The 21,782-nt window shown below is 66.0% G+C and carries 22 protein-coding genes; 14 read left to right on the top strand and 8 right to left on the bottom strand.

All coding sequences use genetic code 11. The annotated features are described in order from the left end of the window. Positions 1 to 221: 221 nt before the first annotated feature. Complete coding sequence (locus ACY34H_RS28465; protein WP_464980782.1) at positions 222 to 1,214, bottom strand: GlxA family transcriptional regulator; 993 nt, start codon at positions 1,212 to 1,214, stop codon at positions 222 to 224. Between the two features lie 80 nt (positions 1,215 to 1,294). On the opposite strand from ACY34H_RS28465, the gene ACY34H_RS28460 reads away from it, so the two are divergent. The 3 genes from ACY34H_RS28460 (at position 1,295) to ACY34H_RS28450 (ending at position 3,260) form a co-directional block, all read left to right on the top strand. After that, on the top strand, positions 1,295 to 1,603 hold the full coding sequence (locus tag ACY34H_RS28460) for a DUF1272 domain-containing protein (RefSeq protein WP_464980781.1): 309 nt from the start codon (positions 1,295 to 1,297) through the stop codon (positions 1,601 to 1,603). 121 nt (positions 1,604 to 1,724) lie between these two features. Further along, positions 1,725 to 2,435, top strand: a complete 711-nt coding sequence (locus ACY34H_RS28455; protein WP_464980780.1) for a hypothetical protein — start codon at positions 1,725 to 1,727, stop codon at positions 2,433 to 2,435. Between the two features lie 96 nt (positions 2,436 to 2,531). After that, a complete protein-coding gene (locus ACY34H_RS28450) occupies positions 2,532 to 3,260 on the top strand; it encodes a hypothetical protein (protein ID WP_464980779.1) in 729 nt (242 codons plus the stop codon). A 22-nt stretch (positions 3,261 to 3,282) separates the two neighbouring features. On the opposite strand, the gene ACY34H_RS28445 is transcribed toward ACY34H_RS28450, so the two are convergent. The 4 genes from ACY34H_RS28445 to ACY34H_RS28430 form a co-directional block, all read right to left on the bottom strand. Next, a complete protein-coding gene (locus tag ACY34H_RS28445; protein ID WP_464980809.1) occupies positions 3,283 to 4,518 on the bottom strand; it encodes an MFS transporter in 1,236 nt (411 codons plus the stop codon). A 206-nt stretch (positions 4,519 to 4,724) separates the two neighbouring features. Continuing rightward, on the bottom strand, positions 4,725 to 6,050 hold the full coding sequence (locus ACY34H_RS28440; protein ID WP_464980778.1) for a GH1 family beta-glucosidase: 1,326 nt from the start codon (positions 6,048 to 6,050) through the stop codon (positions 4,725 to 4,727). A gap of 195 nt (positions 6,051 to 6,245) precedes the next feature. Next, positions 6,246 to 6,425 carry a hypothetical protein gene (locus tag ACY34H_RS28435; protein WP_464980777.1) on the bottom strand — a complete coding sequence of 60 codons (180 nt, stop codon included), beginning with the start codon at positions 6,423 to 6,425 and terminating at the stop codon, positions 6,246 to 6,248. A gap of 120 nt (positions 6,426 to 6,545) precedes the next feature. Next, a complete protein-coding gene (locus ACY34H_RS28430; RefSeq protein WP_464980776.1) occupies positions 6,546 to 7,214 on the bottom strand; it encodes a TetR/AcrR family transcriptional regulator in 669 nt (222 codons plus the stop codon). A 154-nt stretch (positions 7,215 to 7,368) separates the two neighbouring features. Between ACY34H_RS28430 and ACY34H_RS28425 the strand changes: the two genes are divergently transcribed. From ACY34H_RS28425 to ACY34H_RS28415, 3 genes are read left to right on the top strand one after another with little or no spacing between them, the layout of a single operon-like run. Continuing rightward, the gene (locus ACY34H_RS28425) at positions 7,369 to 8,547 is read left to right on the top strand and encodes an HlyD family secretion protein (RefSeq protein ID WP_464980775.1); all 1,179 of its coding nucleotides are present in this window, start codon (positions 7,369 to 7,371) and stop codon (positions 8,545 to 8,547) included. A gap of 12 nt (positions 8,548 to 8,559) precedes the next feature. After that, entirely contained in the window at positions 8,560 to 10,167 is a 1,608-nt protein-coding gene (locus ACY34H_RS28420; protein WP_464980774.1) for a DHA2 family efflux MFS transporter permease subunit, read from the top strand. A 17-nt stretch (positions 10,168 to 10,184) separates the two neighbouring features. Then, complete coding sequence (locus tag ACY34H_RS28415; RefSeq protein WP_464980773.1) at positions 10,185 to 11,645, top strand: efflux transporter outer membrane subunit; 1,461 nt, start codon at positions 10,185 to 10,187, stop codon at positions 11,643 to 11,645. Between the two features lie 3 nt (positions 11,646 to 11,648). Here the strand turns inward: ACY34H_RS28415 and ACY34H_RS28410 are convergent, their stop codons facing one another. Further along, positions 11,649 to 12,569 (bottom strand): LysR family transcriptional regulator, encoded by a 921-nt coding sequence (locus ACY34H_RS28410; RefSeq protein WP_464980772.1) that lies wholly within the window; start codon positions 12,567 to 12,569, stop codon positions 11,649 to 11,651. A gap of 99 nt (positions 12,570 to 12,668) precedes the next feature. Here ACY34H_RS28410 and ACY34H_RS28405 point away from each other — a divergent pair, with 99 nt between their 5' ends. Further along, a complete protein-coding gene (locus tag ACY34H_RS28405) occupies positions 12,669 to 13,304 on the top strand; it encodes a nitroreductase family protein (protein WP_464980771.1) in 636 nt (211 codons plus the stop codon). 96 nt (positions 13,305 to 13,400) lie between these two features. Continuing rightward, complete coding sequence (locus tag ACY34H_RS28400) at positions 13,401 to 15,095, top strand: dipeptidyl-peptidase 3 family protein (protein ID WP_464980770.1); 1,695 nt, start codon at positions 13,401 to 13,403, stop codon at positions 15,093 to 15,095. Positions 15,096 to 15,182: 87 nt separating this feature from the next. Here the strand turns inward: ACY34H_RS28400 and ACY34H_RS28395 are convergent, their stop codons facing one another. After that, positions 15,183 to 15,398: a hypothetical protein gene (locus ACY34H_RS28395; RefSeq protein WP_464980769.1), complete on the bottom strand. Its 216-nt coding sequence runs from the start codon at positions 15,396 to 15,398 to the stop codon at positions 15,183 to 15,185. Here ACY34H_RS28395 and ACY34H_RS28390 point away from each other — a divergent pair. The 5 genes from ACY34H_RS28390 to ACY34H_RS28370 all read left to right on the top strand — a co-directional run bounded on the left by ACY34H_RS28390 (position 15,397) and on the right by ACY34H_RS28370 (position 20,112). Then, entirely contained in the window at positions 15,397 to 16,098 is a 702-nt protein-coding gene (locus tag ACY34H_RS28390) for a hypothetical protein (protein ID WP_464980768.1), read from the top strand. The two genes, ACY34H_RS28395 and ACY34H_RS28390, sit on opposite strands and share 2 nt — an antisense overlap. Positions 16,099 to 16,203: 105 nt before the next feature. Continuing rightward, a complete protein-coding gene (locus ACY34H_RS28385) occupies positions 16,204 to 17,043 on the top strand; it encodes a BON domain-containing protein (RefSeq protein ID WP_464980767.1) in 840 nt (279 codons plus the stop codon). A 155-nt stretch (positions 17,044 to 17,198) separates the two neighbouring features. Then, on the top strand, positions 17,199 to 18,152 hold the full coding sequence (locus ACY34H_RS28380; protein ID WP_464980766.1) for an alpha/beta hydrolase: 954 nt from the start codon (positions 17,199 to 17,201) through the stop codon (positions 18,150 to 18,152). A gap of 83 nt (positions 18,153 to 18,235) precedes the next feature. Beyond that, the gene (locus ACY34H_RS28375; protein ID WP_464980765.1) at positions 18,236 to 19,093 is read left to right on the top strand and encodes a PhzF family phenazine biosynthesis protein; all 858 of its coding nucleotides are present in this window, start codon (positions 18,236 to 18,238) and stop codon (positions 19,091 to 19,093) included. Then, a complete protein-coding gene (locus tag ACY34H_RS28370) occupies positions 19,090 to 20,112 on the top strand; it encodes a lysozyme inhibitor LprI family protein (RefSeq protein ID WP_464980764.1) in 1,023 nt (340 codons plus the stop codon). The genes ACY34H_RS28375 and ACY34H_RS28370 overlap by 4 nt, the downstream gene beginning before the upstream one ends. 25 nt (positions 20,113 to 20,137) lie before the next feature. On the opposite strand, the gene ACY34H_RS28365 is transcribed toward ACY34H_RS28370, so the two are convergent. Then, positions 20,138 to 20,467, bottom strand: coding sequence for a DMT family transporter (locus ACY34H_RS28365; protein WP_464980763.1), 330 nt, complete (start codon positions 20,465 to 20,467; stop codon positions 20,138 to 20,140). 137 nt (positions 20,468 to 20,604) lie between these two features. Between ACY34H_RS28365 and ACY34H_RS28360 the strand changes: the two genes are divergently transcribed. Next, positions 20,605 to 21,735 carry an L-dopachrome tautomerase-related protein gene (locus tag ACY34H_RS28360; protein ID WP_464980762.1) on the top strand — a complete coding sequence of 377 codons (1,131 nt, stop codon included), beginning with the start codon at positions 20,605 to 20,607 and terminating at the stop codon, positions 21,733 to 21,735. Positions 21,736 to 21,782: the final 47 nt, after the last annotated feature.

Here is a 21,782-nt window from a genome sequence, read left to right as displayed (position 1 = left end):
CCCGGCACCCCCCGCAGCACACAAAACGCCACCTTCGGGTGGCGTTTTCACAACAGGGACAGTCCCCGATTTTTTACAACAAAATCCGTTGTATAAATTTGGGGACTGGGAGGAGTAATGGCATGCATGCCATTACCGCTTGTCAGGCGCGGAGCATGCTCCGCGAAACCCCTGCCGCGCCCCCAGTGTTGTTTTGCGACCAGCTGATCAGTCGTGAGGTATCAGGCGAAGCGGGCCTGGTAGTCGCTGGGCAGCACGCCCAGCCTTTGCATGAAGGCGCGCCGCAGGTTGTATTCGCTGCCGTGGCCGCTGCGCCGGGCGGCTTCCTTGACCGTCATGCGCGGCCGCTCCAGCAGGCTGCACGCGACTTCCATCCGCAAGCGGGCGAGCAGTTGTGCGGGTGTGACGTCCGCTTCCTGCCGCAGCCGGCGATGCAGCGTGCGGACGGTGAGCGCGCACGCCGCGGCCATCTGTTCGACATCGAGCTGGCGCTCCAGGCGGGGGCGCAGCCACGCCGTCAGCTGCGCGGTGACGCCTTCCGGCTGCGACTGCGCCAGCAGCTCGGCGCTGAACTGGCGCTGTCCGCCGGGGCGTTTCAGGAACAGCACCATCCGCCGGGCCACCGCCAGCGCGGCTGCGCGGCCCAGGTCTTCCTCGACGAGGCTGAGCGCCAGGTCCATGCCGGCGCTGATGCCGGCGGAGGTGCGGAACTTGCCGTCGCGGACGTGGATCGCGTCGTCCTGCACGTCGATCTCCGGATGCTGCTCGCGCAGCGCAGGCACGTCCTGCCAGTGCGTGACGGCGCGGCGGCCGTCCAGCAGGCCGGCGCGGGCCAGCACGAAGGCGCCGGCGCAGACGGAGCAGCAGCGCGCCGCGCTCTCGCTGGTCCGGGCCACCCAGCGCAGCAGCGCGCATCCTGCGTCCGTCGTGGAGGAAGGCAGCGACGCGCTGCCGCCGCCGGACACTACCAGCGTGCCGCCCGCGATGCCGCGCCGCGGCAACGGCGCAGCCAGCATACTCACGCCGGCCGACGATGCGATGGCGCCGCCGCCTTGCGCCACCAGATGGATGCGGTAGGGCTCCGGCAGGCCGGCATCGCGCGCCTCGTCGTTGGCGCTGGCGAATACCTGGATCGGCCCGGTGGCATCGAGCAGCAGGAAGCCCGGAAACACCAGCAGCCAGATGTCGAGCGGTATGGCAGGGGAGGGAGGCATGTGGCAGATATTCAACCATCGCTGTCATTCCTGTCAATCGCGGCCCGCCTATCATCGGGTCATCGATGAAAGGAAATGCCATGCTCGAACTCAGGCCTACCTGCGAACACTGCAACAAGGCGCTGCCGCCGCACGCGACGGATGCTCGCATCTGCAGCTACGAATGCACGTTCTGCGCCGATTGCGTCGATGGCCTGCTGCAGAACGTCTGCCCGAACTGCGGCGGCGGATTCGTGCCGCGCCCGGTGCGCCCGGCGCGCAACTGGAAGAACGACAATTACCTCGGCAAGGACCCGGCGCGTACCGGGCCGAAATCCCGGCCCGTCGACCCTGCCGCCCATGCTGCGTTCGCCGCGGCTCTCCGCCATATCCCGCCAGACAAAAGATAAGCCCGGCAGCGGATGTGCAGGGCCGCATCGCAGCGTGACGATCCGCGCATTTTGACGGCCTTGCGCGATGCTAGGATGAATGGCTGCATCCCATTGCCATGCTTTCATCCTGAAAGGAATCATGAACAAGCGCATCCTCGCAGTAATGCTCGCCGGCCTTGTGTCGGCCAGTGCCTGGGCCGCCGATACCGGCGCCCGCGCATCCGCAAGCCAGCAGGCCGCGCAGCCCAAGCGCCAGTTGGTCCTCGACCAACCGTACAGTGCCACGCACACGCTGACGATGCGCCGCGAGCAGCCTGGCGGCGGCGAGTCCACGCGCGAGACCGTAACGAAACGGTACCGCGACAGCGCGGGCAGGGAGCGCCAGGATATGCTGGACGGTGACGGCAACCTGGTCACCTCGTTCATCACGGGAACCGATGGCTCGGCAATCGTCCTGAATCACAGGGACAAGACCGCGTCGACGAGGAGCACGGGCCGGCTCGCATCCGTGCATCGCGACAGGCAAAGCGCCATCACCCAGCCGCCTGCGCTGCGCAACGCAGCCGCGAGGCCTGTCGTGGAACAGCTGGGTGAACGCGACATCGAAGGCGTGGCGGCAACCGGCCAGCTCACCCGGTACCAGATTACCGGCGGCGGCAAGACCCGGGACGTCAGCACCGAAAGCTGGACGGCGAAAGAGCTGGGCATTCACCTGTATGTCAAGAACACCGATGCGCAGGGCGAATCCATCCTCGTCATGAGTAACCTCGACCGCAGCGAACCGGATCCCGCATTGTTTGCCGTGCCGGAGGATTACCGTCCGCGCGCCCTCAAGCTTGGCGGGAACTGAGAACTGCCACCATTCGTGCGTTTCGGCGACAGTACGAGGTGTAGCATGAATGCCCCACCTCCTTCGCATGCTGTCCTGCATTCCGAAAGGCACGCCATGAACAAGCACCTACCCTCGATACTGCTGGCCGGCTTCGTGTCGGCCAATGCCAGCTCGGCGAATCAGGAAATCCAGGCGAACCAGGCGAACCAGGCCGATGCCGCGGAGCCCGCCGCCCGGCAATCCCGGCAGGCGGCCGCGTCGCTGGTCACCGGGCGCCCGTACAGCGTCATCCAGACCGTGACGATCCGCCGCCTCCTGCCGGACGGCGACGAATTCACCCGGCAAACCGTGATGCGGCTGTACCGGGACAGCGCCGGCCGGACACGCCAGGACACGCTGGACAGCGAGGGCGAACTCGATCACTCCGTTGTCATCGGGCTCGACGGCGCGACGATCTTCCTCGATCATCAGAACCAGCTGGCAACGGCTGGCGCACGGCGGCCGGCGGCGGCGCTCGACAGGGAGGGCGACCCGGCGCAGGCAAGCGCGGCCAAGGCCGGGTCAGCCGTGGAACAGTTGGGGCAGCGCGACATCGAAGGCGTGAGCGCCACCGGCCGGATCGTCCGCACCAGGGTGGGCGGGGAGGGTGAGAACATCGAGGTGACGAAGGAAAGCTGGTACGCGGAAGAGATCGGGATGACGCTGTACCGCAGGCACAGCGATCCCCGTTCCGGCGAGTCGATCGTCGAGCTGTCGGAGCTCGACCGGAGCGAACCAGATCCGGCGCTGTTCGAGGCGCCGGAGGATTACGAACTGCTGGCCTCGCACTACCGCAAGAACTGAGCGCCGGCCGCGGCGCCGCAGTTCACGCCTCCTTGTGATGGAACGGCGCGAACCAGGTCACCAGGAACGATGGAATGGTGGCCGCCATCACGAACCAGAAGTAATTCACATAGCCCATCCACTCCTGCAGGTGGCCGGACACGGCGCCCGTCACCATCATGCACAGCCCCATCAGGCCGGTACCGAACGCGTAGTGCGTGGTCGAATACTTGCCCGGCGCGAGCTGCTGCATCAGGTAGATCATGAAGCCCACGGAACCAAAGCCGTAGAAGAATTTCTCGATGGCCACGCCGGCGCTGATCGCGAGCAGGCTGCTGGGCTGGTACATCGCCATCAGCAGGAACGTCACGTTCGGGATGTTGACGGCGCAGCACAGCAGGAACAGCGTGGGCTTCAGGCCCCGCTTGGCCACGAAAAAGCCGCCCAGCAGCGAGCCGACCAGCACCGCCACCAGCCCATAGGTGCCGTACACGATGCCCAGCAGTTCGTTGGACAGCCCGAGGCCGCCCTTGGCCACCGGGTCGACCATGAAGAACGGCCCGATCTTTTCCAGCAGCCCGATGGAAAGGCGGAACAGGAAGGCAAAGCCCACCATCAGCCACACGTCGCGCTTCTGGAAGAACGTGACGAACGAATCCCACAGGATATTGAGCGCCTGGCCGATCGACGCGGGGGCGTTTTCCGCCCTGGAGCCTTCCGGCATCGTGCGCAGGTGCCATGCGGACATCACCAGCGTGATGCCGGCCACGATGAAGAACACGATGCGCCAGCTGTCGATCCAGGCTTCGCCGAATACTTTCGGGTCGTGGCCGAACACATTGGCGTGCAGCCAGCCGGACAGGTAGACCATGCCGCCGGAAGCGACGATCGGGCCGACGTTCCACGACAGGCTCTGGATGCCGCAGTACAGCGACTGCGTGCGCGTGTCGAGCGCCGTCACGTACACCCCGTCGGAAGCGATGTCCTGCGTGGCGCCGACGAACGACAGCACGATGAACAGCCCGATCATGATCGCCATGTAGCCGGGCAGGGACATCGCCAGCGCCACCAGGCCGAAGCCGATGCCGATGGCGAGCTGCGCGCACAGCACGAAGAACTTCTTGGTGCGGTACATTTCCACGAACGGCGCGAACAGCGGCTTGATCGTGTAGGCCAGGATCAGATAGCTGGCATATTCGGCCGCCTTGCCGTTGTCCATGCCCAGGTTCTTGAACATGATCGCTGTCACGCTGGTGAGCATGACGTAGGCCAGCGCCATCGTGAAGTACCCGGAGGGCACCCACAGCAACGGGCTGACCCGCGGCGCGGCGCCGGTGGTGCCGTTGGCGGGCAAGGCGCCCGGCGTGGCGGCTTTCGTGTTCATGTCGTCTCCTGTCTTGGTCGTCATTGTCGCGGGCGGCTATATTGCCGCTGTGCCTGCCGCGCTGTACCTGCCATGATAGCGCCAACAGCGCTGCTTTTTGCTTATTTGCGGCGCTGCGTGTCGATGAATTCGCGGTACCAGTGCGCGCTGTCCTTCGGCGTGCGCTTCTGGGTCGCGTAGTCGACGTGGATGATGCCGAAGCGCTTGGCGTAGCCGGAGTTCCACTCGAAGTTGTCCAGCAGGCTCCACAGGAAGTAGCCGCGTACGTCCACGCCCGCGTCCATCGCCTCCTTCAGCGCCGCCAGGTGGCGTTCAACATAGTCGATGCGCTTGGCATCGGCGATGCGGCCGTCGACCAGCTCGTGATCGGGGTTGGCCATGCCGTTCTCGGTGATGTAGATCGGCGGCAGGTCGTATTCGCCCTTCAGCTTCACCAGCAGTTCGGTCAGGCCCTGCGGGTAGATTTCCCAGCCCATGTCCGTGGTGCCCAGCGCGGCGGGCGCCTGGCGCGGCGGCGTCTCGGCGCTGCAGAACGAACGGAAGTAATAGTTCACGCCGAGGAAGTCGATCGTCTGGCGGATGATGTCGAAGTCGCCCGCCTTCACTTCAGGGGCATCGGCACCGTGGCCGCGCAGCGCGTATTCCGGGTAGTGGCCCTTGAAGATCGGGTCCATGAACCACTGCACCGAGCGGGCGTATTCCCAGGTGGCGAGATCGCGGTCGGCCTGGCTGTCGGTGGCCGCGTCGGCGGTCCACTGGTTCAGCACGATGCCCAGCTGGGCCGAGCTGCCGACGGCGCGCATCGCCTTCATCGCCAGGCCGTGCGACAGCAGCAGGTGGTGCGACACCTGCACCGATTGCTTGTTGTCCGCCACGCCGGGGGCGAATTGCGCATTGCCATAGCCCAGGTTGGCCGTGCACCACGGCTCGTTGTGCGTTGCAATCGTTTTCACGCGATTGCCGAAACGGCGCGCCACTTCCGCGGCATATTCGGCGAAGTGGTAGGCGGTGTCGCGGTTCAGCCAGCCGCCTTCATCCTGCAGGCCTTGCGGCAAGTCCCAGTGGTACAGCGTCACGTGGGCAGCGATGTTCTTCTTGTCCAGCTCGTCCAGCAGGCGTTCGTAGAAGGCAAAGCCGGCTTCGTTCCAGGCACCTTTGCCGGCCGGCTGCACGCGCGCCCAGGCCATCGAGAAGCGGTAGGCATCCACGTGCAGGTCCGCCATGATGCCGACGTCTTCCGCGTAACGGTGGTAATGGTCGCAGGCCACGTCGCCGTTGCTGCCATCGATCACTTTGCCAGGCGTGTGGCTGAACGTGTCCCAGATGGACGGGCCCTTGCCATCGGCGGTGGCGGCACCTTCGATCTGGAACGAGCTGGTGGCCACGCCCCACGTGAACGAAGGCGGAAATTGCAGTTTGTCGGTCATTGTCTTAGTCGGCTGGAAGAGAAAAGAGGGCGTGCACGCAAATGCTTGAAAACGATTTCATGCACTGCGGAACATTAGACCGCATGCCGATTCCCCTGTCAATTACAAAAAATCCGGTCCCTCGCACCAATTTTCACCAGCGAAAAAAAACCCGGGACGGCCCGGGTTTCGTATTGCGTGTTTCAGGCTGACGTGTCAGCTGGCGATGAAGCGCGGCGGAATTTCCATGCCGGCGGTAGCCGCATCGGCATACGCACGCAGTTCATTGATCGCCAATTCAAGTTGTTCCTGGCTGGGATTGGCTTGGAAACCACGAATGCGTTCATTCAGCGCAGCAACTTTCTGCGACCATTCCAGCCTGTCGAACTTGCTCATAGAGCCTCCCTGCAAAAATATATTCTTGAGGAAATTATTATCCCTCAGTGGCAGCGCACGGTCCGTGCGACAGCGCACAATTGCGCTGGTCACCAAGGATGAGTTACCGGCGCGAACGTGTCAAGCCTTGGCACCGTGCAGGAACAGGTCCACGCGCTGTTCGACCAGTGCAAGGTCCTCTTGCGGGGTGCCGGCCGCCGGCGCGGCAAACAGATAGCGTTTCAGGTGGTCCCCCATCAGGCAATTCATCAGGTGGACCACCAGCTGGTCGGCGGGGATGTCGCGCAACTGCGCGCGGATGTCCGGCCGGCTGAAGTAGCGCTCCAGTGCCAGCCGGGTCTGCCGTGGACCGGATTCGAAGAATGCCTCGGCCAGCTCCGGATCGTGGTGCGCCTCGGCGATCACCATCCGGTACAGCTTGATCACGGAGCCGGAAGACACCAGGTTGTGGAAGCGTGTGCCGAAGTCGAGCAGCACCTCGCGGATCGGACGGCGGCTGGTTTCCAGGTCTTCCATGGTATCGAAGTAGATACCCCGGCCCGAAGCGAGGATTTCGCGGAACAGGCCGCTCTTGCCGCCGAATTTCACGTAGATCGTGCGCACGGCCACGCGGGCACGGCGCGCGATCATTTCCAGGCTGACCTTGGCATAGCCTTTTTCGAGGAACAGCTCGGCGGCGGCACTCATCAGTTCCTGCGTGCGTGCTTCCGCGTCGCTGGCGCGCGGACGTCCGGCGCCGCGGGCCACGATCGGGCAGGGGGATTCGGCGGTCATTTGCTCGTCAGACATTGGTGTGGACATCTCCTGGAGGCGGGAACGCCAAAGGCTATCAGAGGCCGCCACTTTATTCCAGCTAGAAATGAAATGCAACCGTTTCATTTCTTGACTTCGGGAATCGGATGACCAATAATGCGCGCAGTCCATTTCATTTCTCGGAGTTTCCATGTCCAACCAGGCAGAACAAAAAGCGCTGGGCGCAACCCCGCAGGCAGGCAACGCGGCCGCCGCGGCGAAGAAGCCGAACCGGCGCGTGCTGATCGTGGCCGGCCTGATCGCCGCCGCGGCCATCGCCGGCGGTGGCCGCATGTGGTACCGCAGCGCGCACTTCGTGGAAACCGAGAACGCCTACGTGGCCGGCCACGTGCACCCGGTGTCCTCGCGCGTTGCCGGCACCGTGACGAAAGTGCTGATCGACGATAACCAGTACGTGAAGGCGGGCGACGTGATCGCCGAGCTCGATCCGTTCGACCAGCGCCTGAAGGTCGAGCAGATCCGTGCCCAGATCGCCAGCGCCGAGACGCAGGTGGTGCAGGCCGATGCCCAGGTCGCCCAGGTGAAGGCCCAGGCCAGCGCCAGCGCCGCCCAGGTGAAACAGTCCGAAGCGCTGCTGGTGCGTGCCAACCAGGATGCCGAGCGTTACGGCCAGCTGTACACCAGCCAGATGAAGGCCGTGTCGAAGGCCGAACTGGATGCCGCGAACGCGACCCGCGCCAGCGCGACCGCCGACGTCGCGGCCCGCAAGGACAGTGCCGCCGCCGCCAGGGCGCAGATCGCCGCGGCGACGTCCGCGCGCGATGTGCTGAAAGCGCAGATCGGCGTGCTCGCCGTGCAGCTGAAGGAAGCCGAACAGCAGCTCGCCTACAACACCATCGTCGCGCCGGTCAGCGGCCGCGTGGGCAAGCGCAGCATCGAAGTGGGCCAGCGCGTATCGCCGGGCCAGCAACTGACGGCGCTGGTGCAGGATGACGTGTGGATCACCGCGAACTTCAAGGAAACGCAGCTGGCGCAGATGCATGCGGGCCAGCCGGTGCACATCAGCGTCGACGCACTGCCTGGCCGGGAGCTGACGGGCCGCGTGGACAGCTTCTCGCCCGCTTCGGGCAACCAGTTCGCGCTGCTGCCGGCAGATAACGCCACCGGCAACTTCACCAAGATCGTGCAGCGGGTGCCCGTCAAGATCACGCTCGACGACAAGGACCGGAAGGCGCTGGCCGGCCGCCTGGTGCCGGGCATGTCGGTGATCGCCGAAGTGGCGATCGGCGACGCCGCGCCACGGCATGCGCAGGCCGCTGCGCAGTCCCGGGCGCAAGTTCAGTCGCCAGTACAGCCGCAAGTTCACTAAGCGGCTGACGCAATGAGCACGCAGACAATGGCTGGCAGCCCGCCGGGCGCCCCGGCTTATGGCCAGGCCAGCGGTGCGGTATCCGCCCGCACCTGGGTCGCGGTAGCCGCCGGCATGCTGGGCGCCTTCATGGCGGTGCTGGACATCCAGATCACCAACTCGTCGCTGAAGGATATCCTCGGCTCGCTGTCGGCCACGCAGGAAGAGGGCTCGTGGATCTCCACCGCCTACCTGGTGGCGGAAATCGTCGTCATCCCGCTGACCGCGCTGCTGACGCGGGTGTTCTCGCTGCGCGGCTACATGCTGGGCACCACGGCGCTGTTCCTGGTGTTCTCCACGCTGTGCGGCTTCGCCTGGAACCTGGAAAGCATGATTGCCTTCCGCATGGCGCAGGGCTTTACCGGCGGCGCGCTGATCCCGATGGCGATGACGCTGGTGATGACCAAGCTGCCGCCGTCGAAACGCGCGGCCGGCATGGCGCTGTTCGGCCTGACGGCGACGCTGGCGCCGGCCATGGGCCCCACGCTGGGCGGCTACCTGTCCGAGCTGTATGGCTGGCCGTCGATCTTCTACATCAACTGGGTGCCGGGCCTGCTGCTGATGGCCGGCATTGCCTATGGCCTGGACAAGGAAAGGTGGCAGCTCGACCAGTTGTGGAATGCCGACTGGCTGGGCATCGCCTTCATGGCAATGGGCCTGGCCAGCCTGACGATCTTCCTCGAGGAAGGCAACAGCAAGGACTGGTTCGATTCCGCGTTCATCATCACCTTCGCCGCGCTGGCGCTGGTCGGCCTGCTGGGCTGGGTCGTCACCAGCGCGATGCGCGAGCAGCCGTTCGTCAACCTGGGCCTGTACGGCCAGCGCAACTTCCTCGTCGCCACCATGCTGTCCGCGGTGATGGGCATGGGGCTGTACGGCTCGTCGTTCCTGCTGCCGCTGTTCCTCGGCCAGATCGCCGGCTATTCGCCGATGCAGATCGGCGAAGTGATCATGTGGGTCGGCCTGCCGCAGCTGTTCATCATGCCGTTCGTGGCCAAGCTGTCGGCGAAGATCGACAACCGCATCCTGTGCTCGTTCGGCCTGTTGCTGTTCGGCGGCTCGTGCCTGATGAACGCGTACATGGATGCGACGACGGGCTACGACCAGCTGATGCTGTCGCAGATCGTCCGCGCGTTGGGCCAGCCGTTCGTGATGCTGACCCTGTCGAACTTCGCGATGAACGGCATCGCGCCGAAGGACATGCCGTCGGCATCGAGCCTGTTCAACATGACCCGCAACCTGGGCGGCTCGATCGGCATCGCCCTGCTGGCCACCGCGCTGTCGACGCGCGAGCATTTCCACTCGGCGCGGCTGGGTGAATCGATCACCAGTTTTTCGCTGGCCACGCAGCAGCGGCTCGACCAGATGACGCAGGCCTTCGTCGGCCAGGGATTCGATCCCGCCAACGCGGCCGACAAGGCGCTCAAGGCGATCGACGGCATCGTGCGGCGCGAAGCGTATGTGATGGCCTACAACGACGGCTTCTTCATCGTCGGCGGCATCCTGCTGTCCTGCATCGCCATCCTGTGGCTGTCGGACCCGGTCAAGTCGCCATCGGGCGGTGGCGCCGGCGGACATTGAATACTAGAGGTAACACCATGTTCATCAAGCAAAGCATCTCCGTGGCGGTGGCATCCGCCGTCCTGTTCCTGTCCGGCTGCGCCACCGTCGGCAGCGACTTCACGGCGCCGGCCAACATGGCCGATGCGCACTTCCGGCATGCGCCGCAGGCCGCCGATGCGGCGGCAAGCATGCCGCAGCAATGGTGGAGCGTGTTCGGCGACGACACGCTGGACCGGCTGGAGCGGCAGGCCCTGGCCGACAGCCCGACGGTGAAGGCGGCGGCGCAGCGGCTGCTGCAGGCCGAGGCGCAGCTGGGCGTCACCCGCGCCAGCGAACGGCCGCAGCTGAACGTCAGCGCCGGCGTGTCGAATACGCGCACGTCGGAGAATACGGCGCAGGGCATCGCGCTGGGCCGCCGCGCCGTCGCCGGCAACAATTATTCGGTCGGCTCGACTTTCTCGTATGAACTCGACCTGCTGGGCCGGGTGCGCCGCGCCGTGGAAGCGGCCGATGCGCAGGCACTGGCGGCACAGGCCGACCGCGACGGCGTGATGCTGATGCTGACGTCGCAGGTCGCGACGACCTACTGGCAACTGCGCGGGCTCGATACCGAGATCGGCATCCTGCGTGGCGCGCTCGACACGCGCCGCGAGACCGAGCAACTGGTGAACGCGCGCTTCGATGCCGGCCTGTCCAACGAACTCGACACGTCGCGCGCCAAGATCGAACGCGCCAATGCCGAAGCCGACCTGGAAGAAGTCCAGCGCCAGCGCAACGCGCTGGAGCACGGCCTGGCCGTGCTGCTGGGGGCGTCGCCGTCGTCGGCGGTACTGCCGGTAGCCGCAAATGCCGGCCTGCCGCAGCCGCCGGCCATCCCGGTCGGCCTGCCGGCCAGCCTGCTGGCGCAGCGGCCCGACCTGGCGCAGAGCGTGGCCCTGCTGAAGGCGGCCAATGCCGATATCGGCGTGGCCGAGGGGGCGCTGTATCCGTCGCTGAGCCTGACCGGCAACTTCGGTTTCGCGTCCGAGAGCCTGTCCGAGATCGCCAAGGGCGGCTCGCGCCAGTTCAGCTTCGGCCCGCTGGCCCTGTCGCTGCCGGTGCTGGACGGCGGCCGCAACAAGGCCAACCTGGCCGCCGCGCAGGCGCGCTACGACGAGGCGGTGGCGAACCACCAGGGCAAACTGCTGACCGCCTTGCGCGAAGTGGAAGATGCGCTGTCCGACGTGCAGCAGCGCCAGCGCCAGGGGCAGGCGCAGGCGGTGTCGCGCCAGGCGGCCGAGCGCGCCTATCTGGTGGCGCGTGCCCGCTACGAGCGCGGCCTGTCGACCTACCTGGACGTGACCGATGCGCAGCGCAGCGCGCTGGCCGCCGACCGCGCCGCGGCGCAGATCGATACGCAGCGCCTGCTGGCCGCCGTGTCGGTGGCGCGGGCGCTGGGGGCGGGGTGGCAGCCGGAAGGCAAGCTCGCCCAGCTGGCGCAGGCACCGCGGCAGTAACGGTCAGGCGGAACGCGGCGCGGTTTGCTCGACCAGCAAATCGATCAGCGCCCGTGCGGCAGGGGACAGCCCGCGGTGCGGCGCATAGACCAGCGAGAAGGCGCGCGTGCGCCCGCCCAGCGCGGGCAGCACCTGCACCAGCTGGCCCGCGGCGATGCGTTCGGCGGCCATCAGTTCCGGGCAGGTCGCCACGCCCATTCCCTGCACCGCCAGCGTGACGAGACCCATCACGTCGTCGGACACGGTGATCGCCGGCGGTGGCACCCAGTCGACATCCTTGCCGTCGACCCGCAGTAGCCATGGAATCACGCGGCCGGTGCTGGGGCGCACGAAGGCGATGCAGCGCTGGCGCTGCAGGTCGGCGAAGGTGTCCAGCGGGCCGGCGCCGCGCGCATAGCCAGGCGAGGCGACGAGGATCAGCCGGCCTTCTTCGAGCGTGCGGGCAACCATGCTGCTGTCCGGCAGGGGGCCGGAGCGGATCGCCAGGTCATAGCCTTCGGCGGCCAGGTCCACGTTGCGGTTCGTGATGTTGAGCTCCACCTGCACGCGCGGATGGCGGCCGGCGAACGTGGCCAGCATCGGCGCCAGCCGGCAGTGGCCATAGCTGGTGGGCACGCTGAGCCGCACGCGGCCGGTCAGTTCTTCCCGCGGCGTGCGCCCGCAGATCGCCTGCTCCGCTTTCTCGACCAGCGCGAACGCCTGCCGGGTCTCGTCCACGTAAAGCCGGCCCGCGTCGGTGAGGCTCTGGCTGCGGGTCGTGCGGCGCAGCAGCTGGGCGCCCAGCCGTGCTTCCAGGCGGGCGATCGAGCGGCTGAGCACCGACGGCGTGGTGCCGAGTACCACGGCGGCATTGGTGAGCGAGCCTTCGTCGACGACGCGCAGCAATGCTTCCACGTCGGCCAGGTGATCGAAACGGCGGGCCATTATTGTCTTTTGAGAATAAACGATTTGTCGAAAAGCCAGTTTATCTGCGCTTCAGCGAAAAATACAATGCTCCACATTCATCCTAGAAAGGAAACACATATGCCATTACTGGAAAAACTGCAGTGGCGCTACGCCACCAAGAAGATGGACCCGAGCCGCGCCGTACCGGCCGACAAGGTCGAGCGCATCATCGAGGCGGCCCGCCTGGCGCCCACGTCGAGCGGCCTGCAGCCCTATGAAATCGTGCTGGTCACCAATCCCGACGTGAAAAAGCGCATCGCCGAAGTGGCGTGGAACCAGCAGCAGGTGGTCGACGGCTCGCACTTGCTGGTGTTCGCCGCATGGGACGACTACACGCCCGAGCGGATCAACCAGATGTTCGACTACACCAATGAAGTGCGCGGATTCAGGAACGAAGGCTGGGAGGCCTATCGCCAGCAACTGCTGGCCAGCTACCCGCAGCGTGGCGCCGCCGTGAACTTCAGCCACACCGCGCGGCAGGCCTTCCTGGGCCTGGGCGCCGCGCTGATCGCGGCCGCGTTCGAGGAGGTGGACAGCGTGCCGATGGAAGGCTTCGACCCGGCCGCCGTGGACGACATCCTGGGCCTGCATGCGCGCGGCCTGAAGAGCGTGGCGATGCTGCCGCTGGGCTATCGCGCCGATGAAGGCGACTGGCTGGTGGACTTGCCGAAAGTGCGCCGTCCGCGCGAGAGCTTCGTCACCGAAGTGGCCTGAAGCCGGCCGCGGTATCCGGGCAAGAGCACCGGCAGGAGCGCGGGCGTCGCCGGCGGTTCTACAATGGGCGTTCAATCACAAGGTGAAGGAAGGCCCATGAAAAATCTCCTGCTTCCAATGGTGCTGGCCGTGTCGGCCGCGACGGCGATGGCGGCGCCGGCCGATGTCGCCGAACTGGACAAGATGACGCGCCGTTTCGCGCCCGTCGCGCTGGCCGTCGACACGTCGATGCTGACGGCAGGCGACCGCAAGGCGATCGCCAGGCTGGTCGAGGCGGCGCAGGTCATCGACACGCTGCAGCTGCGCCAGCGCTGGGTGCACAACGAGGCGCTGTGGGCGGCACTGAAGAAGGACCGCACGCCGCTGGGCAAGGCGCGCGCCGACTACTTCTGGCTGAACAAGGGCCCCTGGTCCACCCTGGACGGCAATGCCTCATTCCTGCCGGCGCAGGTGGCCGGCATCGCCATCCCGCCGAAGAAGCCGGAGGGCGCCAATTTCTATCCCGCCGGTGCCGGCAAGGAGGCGCTCGAGAAGTGGATGAACGGCCTGCCGCCGGCCGACAGGCAGCAGGCCCAGTGGTTCTTCACCACGATCCGCGCCGGCAAGGACGGCAGGTTCGCCACGGTGAAGTATTCCGACGAATACAGGCCGGAACTGGAGAAGCTGGCCGCGCTGCTGAAGGAGGCGGCCGCCGCCACCGGCAACGCGTCGCTGAAAAAATTCCTCACGCTGCGCGCCGAAGCGTTCCTGTCGAACGATTACCTGGCATCCGACTTCGCGTGGATGGACCTCGATTCGGCGGTGGACGTGACGATCGGCCCATACGAAACCTATAACGACGAACTGTTCGGCTACAAGGCCGCGTTCGAAGCGTACGTCAGCATCCGCGACGAAGCCGAAACGGCCAAGCTGGACTTCTTCGCGAAGCACATGCAGGAGATCGAGGACAGCCTGCCGCTCGACGCGAAGTACCGCAATCCCAAGGTGGGCGCGGTCGCGCCGATGGTCGTCGTCAACCAGGTGTTCGGCGCCGGCGACGGCAACATGGGCGTGCAGACCGCCGCCTACAACCTGCCGAACGACGAGCGCATCATCAGCCAGCGCGGTTCCAAGCGCGTGATGCTGAAGAACGTGCAGGAAGCGAAATTCAAGGCCACGCTGACCCCGATCGCGAAGCTGGTGCTGCGCCCGCAGGACCAGCAGGACCTCGACTTCAATTCCTTCTTCACGCACATCCTCGCGCACGAGATCACGCACGGCCTGGGCCCGCACAGCACGCAGGGCGGCAAGTCGACGCCGCGCCAGGACCTGAAGGACACGTATTCGACGATCGAGGAAGCCAAGGCCGACGTGACCGGCCTGTATGCGCTGGCGACGATGATGGAGAAGGGCCAGCTGAAGGACACGCTGGGGCAGGGCGAGGCGGCAGAGCGCAAGCTCTACACCACCTTCCTGGCCTCGGCCTTCCGCACCCTGCACTTCGGCCTTTCCAGCTCGCACGCGCGCGGCATGGCGATCCAGGTCAACTACCTGCTGGACCAGGGCGGTTTCGTCGCGCATGACGACGGCACGTTCTCGGTCGACTTCAGGAAGATCCGCCAGGCCGTGACGAACCTGGACCGCGAGTTCCTGACCATCGAGGCCACCGGCGACTACGCCCGCGCGAAAAGCATGATGGCGAAGTACGTGGTGATACGGCCGGAAATCCAGCGGGCGCTGGACCGCATGAAGTCGGTCCCGAACGATATCCGCCCGTCCTTTCCGACCGCCGCCGCGCTGGTGTCGCAGTAAACGGCCGGCAGCCGCATTGCCGTGGCAGGCCATCCGGCCGGCCACGGATTCCCCCGCCCGCGCCCACGTCGGCGCAGCGCCACAGCCTCATTGCGCTCCCGCAAGAAATTCGCTGCCAGCGAATTTTCCGCTCACTACTAATGTAGCTTCTTCGTGTTTCCTCTCGTTAATTCGTGCAACGGTCGTTAACGTTGCGGCAAAGTTGTAAATTCCTGCATGGAAATAATTTGTAACAGCCGCCCGTTGCCGGTAACAAATTGCCTTGCGGCATGTATAGTAATTCTTCCCGATGGAGTACTTCATGCCGACGCTCTTCCGTATCCTCGCCCTTGCCCTTGCGCCACTGCTGCTGGCTTCGACCGATGCCCATGCCGCCCAGCTCACAGCGCTGGAAACCCGCTGGCTGAGCGCGGCCACGCCGGTACTGAACTATGCAAAAAACCTGCGGCTGCCGATCGATATCATCGTGCAGCCGAAGGCCGGGCCGAACGACGTGCCGCTGGCGATGGGGTTTGCCGACGGCCGCTGCAAGCTGGTGCTGTCGATGCGCGGCAATCCGAATGCGGAAACCATCCTTGCCGACGTCGCCGACGAACGGCGCGATGTGCTGATCGAAGCGATGACGGCGCATGAGGTCGGACATTGCTGGCGTTACGCAAGGGGCAACTGGCATGCGCTGCCAGCCGGGTTTACCGAAGTGGGGCATGAGATGGCCGACAATCCCGCATTGCTGGAACTGTCGAAGCAGATGCGCGAAACGCGTCGGGAAGAAGGTTTTTCGGACCTGGTGGCGCTGGCGTGGACGCAGCAGCGCCATCCCGACCAGTATGGCCATGTCTATGGCTGGATGCGCAAGGTGCGCGACGACCAGCCGACCCAGCACGGCTCGCACGATACCCGGGCGTGGCTGCAGCTGGCCCCGCATGGCGGTGTGTTCATCGCCGGGGCCGGGCCGTTCGAGCAGGCCACTGTGCTGTGGAGCAAGGGATTGCTCACCCCCTGAGTAACAAATCGGCAACAAAATCCCGGACTGTGTACGGCCGCGCACAGAAGGAAGCGTTGCGGTAGCGTTTAATCGTTCCTGCCAATCTTCCTAAGGGGACTTATCATGAAAAAAGCCGCATTCATCACGCTGGCCCTGGTCAGCGCATTCGCCACCGCACAGACCGCGAACAACTCGGCGTACAAGGCAGCCCACGACAGGGCCGAAACCAACTACAAGGCAGCCAAGGAACGTTGCGAGAAGCTGAAGGATAACGCCCAGGATGTGTGCGAAGAGGAAGCAAAGGTCGCGCAAGCCCAGGCGGAACGCGATGCCGTGGCCAACCACAAGAACACCGGCAACGAACTGCAGCGCGCCGAGCGCAAGCTGGCCGACGCCAAGTATGAGCTGGCCCAGGAAAAATGCGACGACCTGTCCGGCGACGCCAAGGATTCCTGCCAGGCCCAGGCACGTTCGATGAAAGCCAACATGACCGCGTCGACGGCCGGCGATGGCCGCACCGCCGTGCTGGTCGATAACGGCACCGGCGCCGCCGTGGCCGGTACCGCCGCCGACGTGCGCGACCGCACCGCCGCTGCCGCTGACCGGGCCGGCGACCGCACCGCCGCCGCGATGGACCGTGCCGGCGACCGCACCGCCGCCGCCACCGCGAATGTCCGCGAAAAAGCTTCCGACATGACCCAGTCGGCCAAGGAAAAGACCGCTGACGCGACCGGCACCGCCAAGGCCGCGATGTCGGACACGATGATCACCGCCAAGGTAAAAGCCGACATGGCCGCCGACAAGACCGTGAAGGCGATGGACGTGCACGTGGAAACCCAGAAGGGCGTGGTGATGCTGAGCGGCTTCGTGCCGTCGAAATCCGAAGCCGACCGTGCCGTCGAACTGGCCAAGGGCGTGCAGGGTGTGACGGACGTGAAAAGCTCGATCCAGGTCAAGAAATAAGATTCACTGAGTGTAGCAACTTCGGTCTGGCCCGCCTTGTGCGGGCCTTTTTTACATGGCGCGCCGCGTGATACCAGCTATCGCAATTGACGGCTTCCCAGCCAGCCGTAACCTGCCTAAGCTCATTGGTCATTCCAACAACCATGGAGACCCCAATGAACCTGGCACTGATCGCCACCCTTGCCGGCAGCCTGCTGCTGGCCGCCCCGGCCATCGCGCAGGATAGCGCCACGAAGAAGCCCATAAGCATGCAGGACATGACGGCCTACCTGGCCGCCAATCCGCCCAGGCCCATCAGTCCCGCCAGCGAAAGTTCGATCCCGCTGTCGTCCGCAGGGTCGGCCGACTCCGAAGTGTGGATGGAAATGTTTGGCCGCCGCGTGGTGCGCAACGTAACGCAGCCGGCGCTGTATCCGGTGCGTCCGGCCCCCGGCAAGGCGAATGGCGCGGCCGTCATCATCGCCCCGGGCGGCGCCTTCCTGAGTCTCGCGATCGACAACGAAGGCCTGATGGTGGCGCGGTATCTCGCCGAACAGGGAGTGACGAGTTTCGTGCTGAAATACCGGCTCGACACGACACCGGCGGACAGCGGCCAGTTCCTGAAGGTCGTGGGTGAACGCATGCGCGGCGCCGATCCGCGCAGGACGCATCGCGATGCCGACGAGAGCCGCGCGATCCCGCTGGCGCAGGAGGACGGCCTGGCCGCGGTGCGCTGGGTACGCGCCCATGCCGGCGAATACGGCATCGATCCCGCCAGGATCGGCATCATGGGTTTTTCCGCCGGCGGCATGACGGCCATGAACGTCGCCACTGCCTACGATGCGGCCAGCCGGCCTGATTTCGTCGGCGTGATCTACGGTGCTTCGCCGCAGCGGGTCGTGCCGAAGGATGCGCCGCCCGTGTTCGTCGCGGTCGCAGCCGACGACGGCATCATGGCTTATGCGAGCGTGCCGATCTTCGAGGCGTGGCGTGCCGCCGGCCGGTCCGCTGAGTTGCACGTGTATTCCGCAGGGGAGCACGGCTTCAGCATGCGCAGCGTGGGTACCAGCGCCGATCACTGGAACGAACACTTCGTGCAATGGCTGAAAAGCAGGAAGATCATTCCCTGACGGGGTGCACGGCGGGAGCGCCGCGAGCCAGGGGCCTGCCGTTCGATCGGGCCGGGCTATACTGGCCGTCAGGAGGATGGCCAATGATCAATGGAGTAAAACGGGTGGCGGCGTTCTGCGCCGGTGATGCAGGCAGCAGCTTCGGCGGCAACCCTGCCGGTGTCTGGACCGGTGCCGGACTGCCGCCGGAAGAGACGATGCAACTGCTCGCTGCCGAAGTCGGCTATTCGGAAACGGTATTCGCGGCACGTGACGATGGCGGGAACTGGCGCGTACGCTACTTCTCGCCCGAATCCGAGGTGCCGTTCTGCGGCCACGCAACGATCGCATTGGGCGCCGTGCTGGCGCTGGAACACGGCGCCGGCACGTTCGCGCTGCGCACCAGTCATGCCCGCGTGACTGTCGAAGGCAAGGCTGAAGGCGGCACGGTTGCCGCCATCCTCGTGTCACCGCCCGCTACCGGTGAAGCGGCTCCGCAGGCCATCGTCGACGAGGCGCTGGCATTGTTCGGCTACAGCCGCGCCGATCTCGATGAACGCATTCCCCCGGCGCTGGCCAACGGCGGAGCCGGCCACCTGATCCTCGCATTGCGCTCGCGCGAGGCACTGGCCGCGATGCGCTACGACCTTGCTGCCGGCCGCGTGCTGATGCGGCGCGAAGGCTGGGCCACCATTGCGCTGGTACATGCCGAAACGCCGCGGCGCTTCCACGTACGCAATCCATTCGCTTCCGGCGGCGTCTACGAGGATCCGGCGACCGGCGCCGCGGCCGCGGCGCTGGCGGGCTACCTGCGCGACAGCGGCTGGCCGGAAACGTCGATCGACATCGTGCAGGGCGAAGACATGGGCGTGCCATGCCGCCTGCATGCCCAGGCATTGCCGGAGCGGGGCGGCGCGGTGCGCGTCTCCGGCCTGGCGCGGCTGATCGGGGACGCGCCATGAGCCGCGCGCCATGGCGTACGCCGCTCCGTGATGTGCTCGCCCGCTGCATACTGGCCAGCACGCCGCAGGGCTGCGGTGCGCTGGCCTGCGGCGTGCTGGCGGCGCTGTTGCACGCGCCTGCCGCGGCGTCTCCGGCTGCCTGTCCGGCGCGCGCGCCGGACGCGGAACCGCCCGGCATCTTCGAAGGCTACGAAGGCTGCAACCCGCTGGGAAAATACTACGAAGCACGGCGCAGCGCGGCGCCGGACTGGCAAGCCGTGCACCGCTGCGCCGTGCAGGACCGCAATGACGCCGTGCTGATGATGCTGCATGCGAATGGGTTCGGCGTGCCGCGCGACATCGGCCGCGCCATCGAACATGCCTGCCGGGTCGACAGCGCAGAGGCCGAGATGGAAGGGCGGCTCGAGCATTTGCGGAACATGCAGGCGGGCAGGGACAAGAAACCGTTCGACCTGTGCGACGACATCACCAGCGGCATGATGATGGGATTCTGTGCCGATATCGCCGAAACTGCCGACGGCAAGGCGCGCAATGACGCGCTGGCGAAGATCGGTGCTTCGCTCGCGCCCGGGCCGCGCGCGAAACTTGCCGCGCTGCGCAAGGCCGGCGACGCGTTTGCACGCCATGTCGGCGACATCGAAACGGACCTTTCCGGCACCGCCCGCGCCGCGCTGTCGATCGGCGCGCGGGCGGCCGTGCAGGACGAGTTGCTGGCCGACCTGAGGGCGGCCGAACAGGGCAGGCTGCCGGCCGGCACGGATGCCGCTTTCGCCGCCGCGGACAAGGCGCTGAACGACGCCTACCGCAAGGTGATGGCGCTGCCCGTGGACGAAGAGGGCAGGCTGGGCTATACCACGGTGAGGAAGCAGGACATCCGCGCCACGCAGCGCAGCTGGATCGCCTACCGCGATGCATGGACCGCGTTCGCGCAGGCCCGTTATCCGGCGGTGCCGGCCGCCGCATGGAAAACCCGCCTGACGGCGCGCCGCACGGCGCAATTGCGCGAGTGGCTGCAGTGAAGCAAACACCGTGGAGCAGGCGGCCTCAGTGTGCGGTGGCCTTTGAAAACAGCTGCATGACCAGCACGCCAGCCACGATCAGGCCGATACCGATGAGCGCCGGCAGGTCGAGCCGCTGGCGGAACATGAAGTAGCCCACCAGCGTGATCAGCACGATGCCGGCGCCGGACCAGATCGCGTAGACCACACCCATCGGGATGGTGCGCAGCGTCAGCGACAGCATATAGAACGCGATGCCGTAGCCAACCACCACCAGCGCCGCCGGGATGGGGCGCGTAAAGCCTTCGGACGCCTTCAGCGCGGAGGTGGCGATCACCTCGGCCACGATGGCGATTGCCAGGTACAGCCAGTTCATTGGGTCTCCTCGTTTGCGAAAGCAGCACTGTAGCACCCCCGTTCCGCTACCTTGCCGCAACATGCAAGCCATATGGCATCATCCCGCGCACCGTATGCCACGCATGCTCCGATCACACCATTCAGAAAGGAAACCCGATGCCATCCCGTCTGTTTGCTTCTTTCTTCGTGCTGGCCCTGGCCGGCTCTGCCGCACCAGCCATCGCCCAGGGCTTGGTCTCCAAGCAAGCCGTTACCCTGGAAAAGGTGGCGGACTTCGGCCACCAGGTCACCGGCGTGACCGTGGCGGAGGACGGCCGCATTTTCGTCAACTTCCCGCGCTGGACCGAGGATTCGCCCATTTCGGTAGCCGAAGTGAAGGACGGTGCCGTGACACCCTTCCCGAACGAGCAGTGGAATGCCTGGCGCAATGCCCGCAAGGACGAGCTGTCACCCGGTGAGCACTGGGTGTGCGTGCAGAGCGTGGTGGCGGACAGGCAGGGCAATGTGTGGGTGCTGGATCCGGCCGCGCCGGCGCAGGGGCCGATCGTGCCGGGCGGACCGAAGCTGGTGCGCGTCAGCCTGGCGACGAACGCGGTACTGCAGAACATCCGCTTCGATGAAAGCGTGGCCACGCAAGGGTCCTACCTGAACGACGTGCGGTTTTCGCCGGACGGGAAATGGGCCTACATTACCGATTCCGGCGTGCGCGGCGCAATCGTGCTGGTGGACCTGGGAACGGGCGAGGCAAAGCGGCTGCTGGATGGCGACCCGTCCACGCAGCCGAAGAAGGGCCTGGTGGTGACCGCCGACGGCAAGCCGCTGCGGCGGCCGGACGGCAAGGGCATCGAGTTCGCCGCCGACGGCATTGCCCTGTCGCCGGATGGCCAGTACCTGTACTGGCAGGCGATCAAGGGCGATACGCTGTACCGCATCGCCACCCGCGCGCTGGTCGAGGATGGCTGGCGTGGCGACGATATCGGCGGCCAGGTGGAAACCGTCGGCCGCAACGGCGTGGCGGACGGTTTGCTGATCGACCGCGGCGGCAGGCACATGTATGTCACATCGCCCGAGGACGATTCGGTCAAGGTACGCAGCCTGGTGTCGCCCGGTGCCGAACCGCGCGTGCTGGTTCGCGACGCGCGGCTGCGCTGGCCGGATACGTTCAGCCAGGGACCCGACGGTACCGTGTACGTGACGACGTCGCGCATCCAGGATTCCGCATTCTTCAAGCCTGGCGCGCCGATCGCATTGCCGACTTCGCTGTGGCGGCTGAAGTACGGCCGCTGAACGGCATTGCGGAGCGGGCGCGCTGCTGGTGCGCCGTTCCGCTCAGT

Source organism: Pseudoduganella sp. jia 9 (genome assembly GCF_055502615.1).
Note: the sequence above shows the minus strand (reverse complement) of the source record. Positions and strands in the feature narration are given on the sequence as shown.

Bases quoted from the DNA above. Each gene is read 5' to 3' on its own strand.
- ACY34H_RS28455 (WP_464980780.1), top strand. From the start codon at position 1,725: ATGAACAAGCGCATCCTCGCAGTAATGCTCGCCGGCCTTGTGTCGGCC.
- ACY34H_RS28415 (WP_464980773.1), top strand. From the start codon at position 10,185: ATGTTCATCAAGCAAAGCATCTCCGTGGCGGTGGCATCCGCCGTCCTG.
- ACY34H_RS28365 (WP_464980763.1), bottom strand. From the start codon at position 20,467: ATGAACTGGCTGTACCTGGCAATCGCCATCGTGGCCGAGGTGATCGCC.
- ACY34H_RS28425 (WP_464980775.1), top strand. From the start codon at position 7,369: ATGTCCAACCAGGCAGAACAAAAAGCGCTGGGCGCAACCCCGCAGGCA.
- ACY34H_RS28400 (WP_464980770.1), top strand. From the start codon at position 13,401: ATGAAAAATCTCCTGCTTCCAATGGTGCTGGCCGTGTCGGCCGCGACG.
- ACY34H_RS28430 (WP_464980776.1), bottom strand. From the start codon at position 7,214: ATGTCTGACGAGCAAATGACCGCCGAATCCCCCTGCCCGATCGTGGCC.
- ACY34H_RS28440 (WP_464980778.1), bottom strand. From the start codon at position 6,050: ATGACCGACAAACTGCAATTTCCGCCTTCGTTCACGTGGGGCGTGGCC.
- ACY34H_RS28460 (WP_464980781.1), top strand. From the start codon at position 1,295: ATGCTCGAACTCAGGCCTACCTGCGAACACTGCAACAAGGCGCTGCCG.
- ACY34H_RS28450 (WP_464980779.1), top strand. From the start codon at position 2,532: ATGAACAAGCACCTACCCTCGATACTGCTGGCCGGCTTCGTGTCGGCC.
- ACY34H_RS28435 (WP_464980777.1), bottom strand. From the start codon at position 6,425: ATGAGCAAGTTCGACAGGCTGGAATGGTCGCAGAAAGTTGCTGCGCTG.
- ACY34H_RS28410 (WP_464980772.1), bottom strand. From the start codon at position 12,569: ATGGCCCGCCGTTTCGATCACCTGGCCGACGTGGAAGCATTGCTGCGC.
- ACY34H_RS28445 (WP_464980809.1), bottom strand. From the start codon at position 4,518: ATGGCGCTGGCCTACGTCATGCTCACCAGCGTGACAGCGATCATGTTC.
- ACY34H_RS28375 (WP_464980765.1), top strand. From the start codon at position 18,236: ATGATCAATGGAGTAAAACGGGTGGCGGCGTTCTGCGCCGGTGATGCA.
- ACY34H_RS28420 (WP_464980774.1), top strand. From the start codon at position 8,560: ATGAGCACGCAGACAATGGCTGGCAGCCCGCCGGGCGCCCCGGCTTAT.
- ACY34H_RS28390 (WP_464980768.1), top strand. From the start codon at position 15,397: ATGCCGACGCTCTTCCGTATCCTCGCCCTTGCCCTTGCGCCACTGCTG.
- ACY34H_RS28465 (WP_464980782.1), bottom strand. From the start codon at position 1,214: ATGCCTCCCTCCCCTGCCATACCGCTCGACATCTGGCTGCTGGTGTTT.
- ACY34H_RS28380 (WP_464980766.1), top strand. From the start codon at position 17,199: ATGAACCTGGCACTGATCGCCACCCTTGCCGGCAGCCTGCTGCTGGCC.
- ACY34H_RS28370 (WP_464980764.1), top strand. From the start codon at position 19,090: ATGAGCCGCGCGCCATGGCGTACGCCGCTCCGTGATGTGCTCGCCCGC.
- ACY34H_RS28385 (WP_464980767.1), top strand. From the start codon at position 16,204: ATGAAAAAAGCCGCATTCATCACGCTGGCCCTGGTCAGCGCATTCGCC.
- ACY34H_RS28405 (WP_464980771.1), top strand. From the start codon at position 12,669: ATGCCATTACTGGAAAAACTGCAGTGGCGCTACGCCACCAAGAAGATG.
- ACY34H_RS28360 (WP_464980762.1), top strand. From the start codon at position 20,605: ATGCCATCCCGTCTGTTTGCTTCTTTCTTCGTGCTGGCCCTGGCCGGC.
- ACY34H_RS28395 (WP_464980769.1), bottom strand. From the start codon at position 15,398: ATGAAGTACTCCATCGGGAAGAATTACTATACATGCCGCAAGGCAATT.